Raw genomic sequence first — 3,288 nt, 5'->3', positions numbered from 1 at the left:
CCAACAACATACTGCACTTCGTGTCTGCTGCCATCTGAATGATTGATATGACGATAAAAAGTAATCTCGTTTCTCTCGCAATCGATATGGTCGAAATCGTATTCATATCGGATATGATTTTTAGCTTTTGGGGAACGTTATTTGCGCCTGATACTCTGCCAGCATTTGCTGTAAGCATTTTAACCCTTCTTCACAGAGGAAACCTGTTGGGTCAATCCACTAGATGGGGTTGATTGAATATCGGTAAACATATAAGCCACCTCGTGAAAGGTGGCTTATATACTGAATTTCTAACTAAATGATAATTTATCGAGTGATCTTCCCTGCTTTTACTTCTTCTAGCCAACGCCCCTCGACGAGATAAGGAGGAAGCCAACCGGTTTCAATAGATAAATGGTTGCCTTTGTCGTACCACATACACGCCATGCCAAGCAGAGGGAAGTTAATAAAAGTTCGGATGCCTATCCTATCTGGTCCTAATTCTCTAAGATGATATTTCTCTTGAAACTGTAGGTTTTTAACGAGCACTTCCTCAAAATCATAACCAATGTCAGTAGTGAGCGCTGCGAAGGTTTCTAGGAGCCCCATCGCAATTTCCAACGCCCAGTTATCCCCTTGAGCTACCGCTGCGTCCATTGCTGCAACCAGCTTATCAGGGTAATCCGATGTGCGGTTGTGGAATGACTGAATTACATCCACTAACATGTAAGAAAGCTCACCTGCCTTAGTGGCGCTTTGCTTCATTAGAGAAATCGGAAAGTTCGCCAACAGGTCCATACTGGGTTTGTCACGCACAATCACCGAAGTGAAATAAGCATCAAGCCATCGGTTAGGGTGTAAACACCCCGTTTTTAAAATACCTTCACCTTTCCAGATTACTTCCGGGTATCCAGGTAATTGAATACTTTGAGGCTCGTCAGGTCTCATGGCGAGCTGATGATAAAAGGCACGCATTAATGATGCTTCATATAGACATAGTGTGCCGATTCTCTCATCATCATCTAATGGAGGTAACCATGTATACAAACGGAGTTGATAAGAAATACCATCGCTCAAGTAAACCAAGTTTTCTCGTTTTATAGATATGCGCCTTTTCCTTTTGTCTAAGCTCTCTTTTATCTCTTCTCGATAAGCTTCTCTTTCAAAATCACTTAGTTCAACATGAGCTACTCGTTCAACCTTTTTTACCTTTGAGTTATCAACCATTTCTGAACTCTCCTATATCTATATCAAACTCTTTTGCTATGAACTTGGAAACCTTACCACTAGAAGATATTTCTGCTTGCGTATGTACATAACGTATTGGTATACCATCTTGAATAGCAGAGTTAATGCTATTAGCAGCTGCCTTTTCTGTAGTCCCATATTTCTTACTGTCCATCAAAGATACTATTTCTGTCGCATATTCAGTGGTCCCTTGCTGATATGCCATATTTCCGAGCTTACGGCTACCCAGCGGGCTGCTACCCCCTTTAGCCTCAACAATGATAATTTCACCTGGTGGTGGCTCTTCCACCTCGTAGACCATATCAAAGTCGCCCGGCTTCGAAATTGAGGTTCCAATATCTTTGGGATGAAGCAGCTTAGCATTAGGACGTTTACTCCGAACAAAGTCATCCGCGACCAACTCACCAATTTTTGCAGACTGCTGGTTAATATTACCAATTCGAGCGTTATATCCCTCTTCGCCATATCGGGCGTCCATTGCCTCTTGACGCTCTTTCAAGCATTCATCAATTTTTGCTTTGTTTTTTTCTGTTAGCTCATAATCACTCGTATTGAGTTCAGAGTTTTTTATACTATGCCAGCATTGGCTGCCCCAAACCTGTTGGGTCAATCCACTGGATATGGTGGACTGCATATTGGTAATGCCACCAATGATGGAGCGTTCAACAAACAACAAGCTCCCCACCTCAAACATATAAGCCACCTCATGAGAGGTGGCTTATATACTGAATGGCTAACTAAAGGAGTTTATCGAGTGATCTTCCCTGCTTTTACTTCTTCTAGCCAACGCCCCTCGACGAGATAAGGAGGAAGCCAACCGGTTTCAATAGATAAACGGTTGCCTTTGTCGTACCACATACAGGCCATACCAAGAAGAGGGAAGTTAATAAAAGTTCGGATGCCTATCCTATCAGGTCCTAATTCTCTAAGATGATATTTCTCTTGAAACTGTAGGTTTTTAACGAGCACTTCCTCAAAATCATAACCAATGTCAGTAGTGAGCGCTGCGAAGGTTTCTAGGATCCCCATCGCAATTTCCAACGCCCAGTTATCCCCTTGGGCTACCGCTGCGTCCATTGCTGCGACGAGTTTATCAGGATAGTCCGATGTGCGATTATGAAACGACTGGATGACATCTACTAACATGTAAGACAGCTCACCCGCTTTGGTAGAGCTCTTCTTCATTAGAAAAATGGGAAAGCTTGCCAATGCGTCTAAACTAGGTCTATCACGTACAATTGTCGATATAAAATACATATCAATCCATCTATTAGGATTTATGCACCCCGTTTCCAAAATACCTTCCCCGTCCCACTTTACTTCAGGATAGTCGAGGATCTTGATAGATAATTCATCATTGGGATGCGTAGCAAGCATATGATAACCAGCACTCATCAGCGAAGTTTCGTAAAGACGTAATGTACAAATTTGCTCGTCTTCATGAGAGGCTTGAAACCATGTGTACCAGCGAACCTGCTCAATGGCGAAATCACCAAGACTGACTAGGTTTTCACGCCTGATTTTAAGGCCTTCTTTTCTGTTATCTAAGACCCGGTTTATAAATTTTTTCCGATTCACAATGGCTTGTGTGTCAAGTTCAGGATTTGCTTTTCGCTCTAAAAATTTGACCGATTCTTTACTTTGCATTTTGATTTAATCCTTTTGAATCAATTTTAAACTCTGCCACTTCTAGTTTTACATCTGAGGCCTTACCACTTTCAGGGATATTCGCTTGAGTATGTATATATCGAATAGTTCTGCCGGATAAAGCGGCGTATTGAATTTCGTCGGCAGCTAATTTTTCAGTCGTTCCTTCCTTTTTTCAGACATTAGGTTGGTGATTTCGGCAGTGTATTCCGTTGTCCCTTGCTGATATGCCATATTTCCAATTTTTCTGCTACCCAGCGGGCTGCTACCCCCTTTGGCCTCAACAATGATAATTTCACCTGGTGGCGGCTCTTCCACCTCGTAAACCATATCAAAATCGCCCGGCTTCGAAATTGAGGTTCCAATATCTTTGGGATGAAGCAGCTTAGCATTAGGACGTTTACTTCGAACAAA

Annotated in this window: 2 protein-coding genes and 3 pseudogenes; all 5 read right to left on the bottom strand. The window is 42.3% G+C overall.

Going from position 1 to position 3,288, the window contains the following annotated elements; genetic code table 11:
- Positions 1 to 261 (bottom strand): annotated as a pseudogene (locus tag ACWYVB_RS23990) (hypothetical protein); the annotation flags it as partial.
- Positions 262 to 306: 45 nt separating this feature from the next.
- Positions 307 to 1,206 (bottom strand): immunity 49 family protein, encoded by a 900-nt coding sequence (locus ACWYVB_RS23985; RefSeq protein ID WP_457530432.1) that lies wholly within the window; start codon positions 1,204 to 1,206, stop codon positions 307 to 309.
- Positions 1,199 to 1,795: pseudogene (locus tag ACWYVB_RS23980) on the bottom strand (RHS repeat-associated core domain-containing protein); the annotation flags it as partial. The gene ACWYVB_RS23985 and the pseudogene ACWYVB_RS23980, both read right to left, overlap by 8 nt.
- A gap of 179 nt (positions 1,796 to 1,974) precedes the next feature.
- Entirely contained in the window at positions 1,975 to 2,874 is a 900-nt protein-coding gene (locus ACWYVB_RS23975; RefSeq protein ID WP_256899100.1) for an immunity 49 family protein, read from the bottom strand.
- A pseudogene (locus ACWYVB_RS23970) lies at positions 2,864 to 3,288 on the bottom strand (hypothetical protein); the annotation flags it as partial. The pseudogene ACWYVB_RS23970 and the gene ACWYVB_RS23975, both read right to left, overlap by 11 nt.

It is taken from the genome of Vibrio sp. JZG10 (assembly GCF_054064075.1).
Note: the sequence above shows the minus strand (reverse complement) of the source record. Positions and strands in the feature narration are given on the sequence as shown.

Bases quoted from the DNA above. Each gene is read 5' to 3' on its own strand.
- ACWYVB_RS23975 (WP_256899100.1), bottom strand. From the start codon at position 2,874: ATGCAAAGTAAAGAATCGGTCAAATTTTTAGAGCGAAAAGCAAATCCT.
- ACWYVB_RS23985 (WP_457530432.1), bottom strand. From the start codon at position 1,206: ATGGTTGATAACTCAAAGGTAAAAAAGGTTGAACGAGTAGCTCATGTT.